This window comes from Acetivibrio sp. MSJd-27 (genome assembly GCF_018918095.1).
GTDB lineage: Bacteria > Bacillota > Clostridia > UMGS1840 > HGM11507 > HGM11507.
On the sequence record NZ_JAHLPV010000067.1, the window covers coordinates 1 to 7122 of the forward strand.

Annotated in this window: 7 protein-coding genes; 5 read left to right on the plus strand and 2 right to left on the minus strand. The window is 43.8% G+C overall.

What is annotated here, in order from left to right; all coding sequences use genetic code 11:
* Nucleotides 1-183: 183 nt before the first annotated feature.
* Nucleotides 184-768: a GerMN domain-containing protein gene (locus KQI32_RS12775; RefSeq protein WP_177690002.1), complete on the minus strand. Its 585-nt coding sequence runs from the start codon at nt 766-768 to the stop codon at nt 184-186.
* 470 nt (nt 769-1238) lie between these two features.
* On the opposite strand from KQI32_RS12775, the gene KQI32_RS12780 reads away from it, so the two are divergent.
* The 5 genes from KQI32_RS12780 to KQI32_RS12800 are packed head-to-tail and all read left to right on the plus strand — an operon-like array spanning nt 1239 to nt 6932.
* A complete protein-coding gene (locus tag KQI32_RS12780; RefSeq protein WP_216425954.1) occupies nt 1239-2345 on the plus strand; it encodes a DNA repair exonuclease in 1107 nt (368 codons plus the stop codon).
* Nucleotides 2342-4363, plus strand: coding sequence for an AAA family ATPase (locus tag KQI32_RS12785; protein WP_216425956.1), 2022 nt, complete (start codon nt 2342-2344; stop codon nt 4361-4363). The genes KQI32_RS12780 and KQI32_RS12785 overlap by 4 nt, the downstream gene beginning before the upstream one ends.
* Nucleotides 4364-4382: 19 nt before the next feature.
* Nucleotides 4383-4733, plus strand: a complete 351-nt coding sequence (locus KQI32_RS12790; RefSeq protein WP_177690008.1) for an Asp23/Gls24 family envelope stress response protein — start codon at nt 4383-4385, stop codon at nt 4731-4733.
* Nucleotides 4734-4748: 15 nt separating this feature from the next.
* The gene (locus tag KQI32_RS12795) at nt 4749-6368 is read left to right on the plus strand and encodes a DAK2 domain-containing protein (protein ID WP_177690010.1); all 1620 of its coding nucleotides are present in this window, start codon (nt 4749-4751) and stop codon (nt 6366-6368) included.
* Between the two features lie 24 nt (nt 6369-6392).
* Nucleotides 6393-6932, plus strand: a complete 540-nt coding sequence (locus KQI32_RS12800; RefSeq protein WP_216425958.1) for a hypothetical protein — start codon at nt 6393-6395, stop codon at nt 6930-6932.
* A gap of 106 nt (nt 6933-7038) precedes the next feature.
* Here KQI32_RS12800 and KQI32_RS13695 read toward each other — a convergent pair whose 3' ends face one another.
* Nucleotides 7039-7122, minus strand: coding sequence for an IS3 family transposase (locus KQI32_RS13695; protein ID WP_374197056.1), 84 nt, complete (start codon nt 7120-7122; stop codon nt 7039-7041).

The window sequence follows — 7122 nt, forward strand, 5'->3', positions numbered from 1 at the left end:
GCTGGCCATGTGGAAGTGGCGGGATGGGAACCATGGCACGCTGCATCGGATACTCATGTTTTTATTCCCAATAGACACAAAAACGCGTGGATTCGCTTGATGGAATCCATGCGTTTTTCTTTTCTATTGTTCAAAAGTCAAAAGCAGATTCATTAGAAATTTTTTTGTATTTTGATTGCTTTTTTAGTTCTTGCTTCCTATTATATCATTATTTTTTACAAGCGGCTCCAAAAGCTCCATCTGACCAAACAAGTCAAGTATTTTCCCATTGACGGACAATTTTACCTTGTCGATGTTGTCCAGTTCTGTCAGAGAGTTGACAATAGCGTAAAGACAAAGCCGTTCCCGCGAGGAACCTCCGGTATTCAAGGCCTCGAAATTATCGCCGAAATCAACGACAGCGACGTTATCTGTCCGTTTTACAGAATTCAGTTTGGTATCCTTGTCAACAACTGCGATACCGTTGGTGGTTTTTGGTCCTTTGATGAGTTCGTCCATGACTAGCTTGGGAAGGTCCTTTTCGTTGGTTACTTTAATATTTCTCTGTTCCGGCACTAAGTGGCTGGCCGTTTCATCTCCGAAATAAAGCGTGATGCGGATGTCTTTTTCTTCGCCATAAGGCTGGGGAACAGCAGACTCTGTGGGGAGGGACACCTGCCCGTCCACCGGGTCCACTTTTCCGACTTCAAATATATGCATCACTCCCCAGACGGAAGAAACAACAAACGCGCCTATGAGAATACCAATACAGATCCATTTACCTTTCATTCTATTCATCCTTTCCTACATTTCAGAAATTGAGTGTATCTCTTTTTTATATTATAACAAGATAAAAACGCTTTTGCAAGGCAAAGACGCTATAACCTCGCTGTATGTCCCCTATTTCTAAAGCGACGGGTACTTTATTTAAAAAGCAAGCGGCGAGCATAATCTTGCGCTTCGCTCGGTTGAAACGCCATTAAGGTAATTTTTGCTGCGCAAAAGTTTTCAATAAAATCTTGTTATAAAATCGTTCCAGCCTCATGAAGCGGGCAATTTAACAAGTGCAGGACATATGGGGGATGGCTCTCAATGCTTATGCAGGAAATTAGACAAAAGACAATTATTTTCAAGGAATTTATATTACAAAACGTTTACAAAAAAGAGTTTGTATGATAAAATCAAAATGATATTTTGTGTGATTTTATCCATCAGTCGGGGAAGAAGAGCCGAATCTTGCGGGAAAGGGAGTGTAAAATTTGATAAAACTGATTCATTTCGCCGATTTGCATCTGAATGCTCCTTTGAGTTCCCGGGTGGGCTGGGATACCGCCAATAAGCTCAGAGAAAATAAATTTAAGGTCATAGACCGTATTGTTGCACTGGCAAATGACAAGCAGGCGGATATGATTCTGATTGCCGGTGATTTGTTTGATGATTCCTTCACGGATGAAAAGACATTCCGGTTTCTTGAAGATCGTTTTTCAAAGACAAACGCATCTATTTTTATTGTCTGCGGAAATCATGACTGCCTTTCCAAAAGCCGTTTTTATGACAATGGTTCCTCATGGAAAAACACTCATATTTTCAATGCGGAGATGGGAAAGGTTTCCCTTCCTGCACTGAACTGTGATGTGTACGGCCAAAGCTTTTCCGGTGAAGTGGTGAGAGAAAGCATGCTAAAAGGCTTTCGCGCCGATAATCCTGAGACGCTGAACCTGATGGTAATGCACGGAGATTTGCACTGTCAGAGTGACTATAACCCAATCCGCACGGAGGATATTGCGGCAAGCGGTCTTGATTATCTGGCTTTGGGGCATATCCACAATGAAAAGCAGATGAAGAGGGAAGGAAGAACCTATTATGGTTACTCGGGAATTCCTCAGCCCCATAGCTTTAAGGATAGCTCGGCTCCCTCCGTGAATTATATAGAACTGTCAAAACAGGAATTTCATGTTGAATACATTGACGTGTCTGAATTTCGTTTTTATCGGCTGAGAGTTTCGGTTTCGGAATGTCTTACCTCCTATGATATCCAAAGGGCGATTCTGCATGCAGCGGAATCCTATGACAAGGAAAAAAATCTATTCGAGATCACAATGGAGGGTGAATTGCCGGAAGGATTCTATGTTGATATCAGACAAATGGAGGAGGAACTTTCTGATTCTTTCCTGCATTTGGAACTGAGAAATGAGACAAGGCTTGCAGTGAATTTCGACGCCCTCAAACGGGAGCAAACCCTTCGGGGGGCGTTTGTGAGGTTGGTAATGGAGGATGAAACACTGACGGACAAAGAGAAGCGAGAGATAATGGAATGCGGTATTCACGCGGTCAATCCTTTGGTGTCGAAGGAGGGACTGCTGTGAAAATAGACAGGATTCATCTGGACCGTTTCGGCAAATTCTGTGATAAAGATCTGGAGTTTTCCAAGGGGTTGAATATTATTTACGGGAATAACGAGGCCGGAAAGACAACCCTGCACACGGCGATCAAAACGATTTTTTATCCTTTGACCGCAAAATCAAAAGAAAATCAGGAAAAAATCTGTTTTATCCCTGCCAATGAAAAGAAGGCCGAGTGGACAGTGGATTTCACTACCGACGGCGGAAGACAATATACCAGCTGTTTTTCGATGGGAAAAACAAAGCGGGGCTGCACACAGAAAACAGTGGAAAAAAGGCTGGGCACCGAATGGAAAACGGCTGATTTATGCTTGGGGGAAGCCCTTTTTCAAATGCCGGAGGAGATGTTTGACAATCTGGCCTATATGAAGGACAAGACCCTGACAGAAATGCGGAACGCGCCTTTGGTAAATCGGCAGCTGGCTATGTTCAGTCAACAGAACAATGAGCAGGAGGAGCTGGACGCCGTCAAAAAGATAAACGCCGCGATCAGTTTGATTGAGCGCAAGAACAATCGCTTGGACAAATTGGAGCAAAACCGCAGGGAGCTTCTGGAGAAGAAAAGAGAGCTTCGGGACAAGGAAGCGGAATACAATACCTTGAAAGCACAGATGGCGTCTGTGGAACGAGAGCAAGAAAAAGAAAAAAAGGAGATTACAAAACTTCTTCGACTGATCGACGAGGTTGAGACATATGATAAATATGAAAAAATGAAGGCGGCAGAGGCACTTCAAAAGCAAATGATAAAAAATGAAGAAATGCTGAAAGAACTTGATGATAAACAAAAACAGATGTCCTATCTGAAAGGGCTTTCTTTAGATCAAATATCCAAATGCGAAGCGCTGGAGAGGGAACTTTCAGAGTATGGTCAGGACAAACAGCAGACAGAACTGCACGTTCCTGCTGCGTCGGACGGAAAAAGCAGGCTGTATATGCGTCTTTTGGCAATCCAGTTAGCGGTGAGTGCTGTTTTTGGCGTTTTGATTCTATGGAAGCCTTTCCTTTTTTCGATTTTGACAGGCATTGGTTTGATTCTTTCCGGATTTTTTTGTTATAAATACAGACAATATAAAAGACTGTGTTCACAGCAGCGGCAAAAACAGAAAGAAGAGCAGGTGCACAGGATTCAAGCGATCCGCAGTCAGCGGGACGAACTGCTTGGACAATTCCAATGCAGGGACGCAAAAGAATTGCATGACAAATATCTTTCTTATCAGGAGCAGCTGCACCGACGTGAACTGTTGGAACTTTCCCTGGAAAATGACCGCAGGCTGTTTGATACAAATACAGATAAAGAAGAGTTTGTGTTATGGCAGCAGCAGTTTTCAGAGAAACCGCCGGAAAAAAGAACAGAGGATTTAAAGGAGCTGATCCGACAGAAAGATATGGCGGAAGCACGGCTGAATGAAAGGAATGTCGCATACGCCAACCTTTCCGGAAAAACGCTCAATTACAAAGGGGATTTGGAACTGCGTATTCGTTTGGAAGAAGAGCTGTCTGCCGCAGAAGCTGAGATAAACAGTCTGACGCACCGCTTAGACGTGTTGAAAAAGACGCGCGGTTATATGGAAAGGGCAAAGGAAAACCTGAAAACAGGCTATTTGCCCAAGCTGAATGCGGAGGTAAAACAAATACTCGGCGATATGGGACTGCCGCATGTAGAACAGATCTATGTGGATGAGATGCTGAATATTTCCGTCAAGGCGGACAATCAGAATTTTCTGAAAAGCGGGCTGCAGCTGTCGATGGGCACAAGGGATCAAATGTATTTTGCTCTTCGGCTTGCGGTTTGCCGTTTGGCTTATGCGGAGGGAGAGAAAATTCCGCTTTTTCTGGATGATCCTTTTGTTCGCTTGGATGATGAACGTTTCCGGCAAATGATGAACTATTTAAATTCCTGCAGGGATATGCAGATATTATATTTTACCTGTCACAGGCGGGCACTTCAGGAAAGCCTTGGCGGAAAAGTGATTCAACTTTGATTGAGGAGGAACGAATGTTATGATATTAAAAACCAAGAACGAATACGGGCTCATTGCCATCAAGGACACAGCGCTGAAGACGATTGCCGCCCATGTGGCCACCAGTTGTTATGGGGTTATATGCCTGGCAAACCGGAAAACAAAGCAGTCCATCTTTACTTTTAAAGGAAAGGAAAAGGCAACGGATGCGGTAAGGGTTATTTATCAGGAGGGACTGGTAATAGACATTCATATTTTTGCCATGTACGGCACAAATATTCAGACCATTTCCAACAACATCATTGAAACATTATCTTATATACTAAATGATCAGTTCGGACTGAAAGTAAATAAAATCAATGTCTTTATTGATGGACTTCTGGACAAATAGGGGGTGCCGTAAAAGGTGAATACAATCAACGGGGAACAGTTAGTGGGCATGCTTGTATCGGCATGCAATCAGATAGAAAACAAAAAAGAGGAAATTAATCGGCTGAATGTCTTTCCGGTACCGGACGGGGATACCGGCACGAATATGACGCTGACCTTCAGCAAAGCAGTCAAAGAGATCATGGGTCTGACGACCCAGCCGGTAGGTGTGATCAGTGACAAGATGGCTTCCGCTTCCCTGCGGGGGGCGAGAGGAAACTCGGGGGTCATCCTTTCCCAGTTTATCCGTGGGATGGCAAAGCAGTTAAAACCGCTGGAAGAAGCGGATATCAAGCAGGTGGCTGACGCGATCAAAAGCGGTGCGGATGTGGCTTATGCAGCGGTTATGAAGCCGACGGAAGGGACGATTCTTACCGTGATGCGTGCGCTTTCCGACAAGGCGCTGGAATTGTGCGGGCAGGAGCTGGAGATGCCGGCATTTCTGGAACAGGTCATAGCATATGGAAATGAAGTTCTTGCAAAAACCATAGATATGCTGCCTAAGCTGAAGCAGGCCAATGTTGTGGACGCCGGCGGAAAAGGACTTATGACACTGTTTGAGGGCGCGCTTTATTTCCTTCAGAACAATGAGGTTATTGAAGTGCAGACGAAAGAAAAGAAAGCGGAGGAACCGGAGGCACCCGCAGCGCAATTGGCTGAGGAGGATATCACCTTCGGCTACTGCACGGAATTTATTATTTTGAAAAAGAATAAGCCGGCTGGAAATCTTCGCGGGAAACTGGAGAAAATCGGGGATTCTGCCGTGGTTGTGGAAGATGATGATATCATTAAGGTACACGTGCACACCGACAATCCGGATCAGGCACTGGGATATGGTCTGAAGATAGGTCAGCTGATCAATTTGAAGATTGACAATATGCGGTATCAGAATGAACAGCTGAAAAAAGAGCGCGAAGAACAAGAAAAATCCACGCCGAAAAAGAAATACGGATTTGTTTCGGTTGCATCCGGCGAGGGCTTCAAGAGTATTTATAAGGAGCTTGGAATCGATCAGGTCATTTTTGGCGGTCAGAGCATGAATCCATCCACAGATGATATTCTGGAGGCTGTGAAAAAAATACATGCGGAGACGATTTTCGTTTTTCCAAACAATAAAAATATCATTCTTGCCGCGGAACAGGCAAAGGCTCTTTACGGCGATAATCTGATTGTGATTCCAACGACCAGTATGGCCGAGGTTTATTCCTTAATGATTATGTATGACGAGAATCTTGGAAAGGAAATGCTGGAAGGTGTCTTCCGCGACGCCCTGTCCCGCATTAAAACCGGGCAGGTAACCTATGCGGTGAGGGATTCCGTGGTCAACGATCTTGCAATCAAAGAAGGCGACATTATGGGAATGCAGGGAGGAAGAGTGGTGTCCCTGGGTGCGAATATCAATTTGGTTACTTTGAATTTAATCAAGGAAATGGTTGATGAGATGACGGAGATTATCACGATCTACGGTGGAGAGGATTTAAAGGAAGAACAAAAAGAAGAACTTATGGAAACGCTGGAAAAGGAATTTCCGGATATCGATGTAACTTATTCCAAAGGCGAGCAGCCAATTTATTATTACATCATCGCAGTGGAATAAGGACAAACAGAGTGGGGTGAAGCTGTGTATCAAAGGTATTTCGGCACAAATCAAAAGAGCAGGTATTCCCTGGCACATACGGCAGGCTTCATAGGAATCGTGGGAACAGTTATCGTGTTTTTTTCGTTTTTATATAATCTGTATATCGACGGGGAAACATTGTATTTTTATTGCAATTTAGGTATATTTGTCTTATTGATGGGACTCTGGATCGTACTGCTTGGTGTCACAAAACGGGAACTGGCTGTCGGTATTTCCAAAAGCAATTACATTCTGTTCCTGGGATTTTTAATGATGGCCTACAACGTGATGTATGGCATAAAAATGTATCAGGCATTTCAGCCTTCCATACTTTCTATGGAATTTTCGGTCATCCTGCTTTATCTGTTTTTGGATTTGTTTTCCGCGATCCTTTTGATTGTCAACGGAATGCGGAGCTATCGGGAACTGTCTGGCAGATATACACGGATCTATAGAAAAATTGCCTGGAAGCGGAATGTGATCTGTCTGGCAGGGATCGGACTTGGCATACTTTTAGGGTTATTCATTAGAATCGCTAAGTGAGGAATCGGATTCTCTTTGGTGACGGCAGGTTTCACAGCAAAGAAAAAACGAATAAAAAGGACATGGCATTATGAAGTGCCCCCCAAAGATTAGACAAAAATAAATATTAACTTTCAAGAGAATGAGTTCGGAATTGTACCGGACTCATTTTCAATTTAGAAACAATCCGTTCGTTGTTGTAGTAATCAAT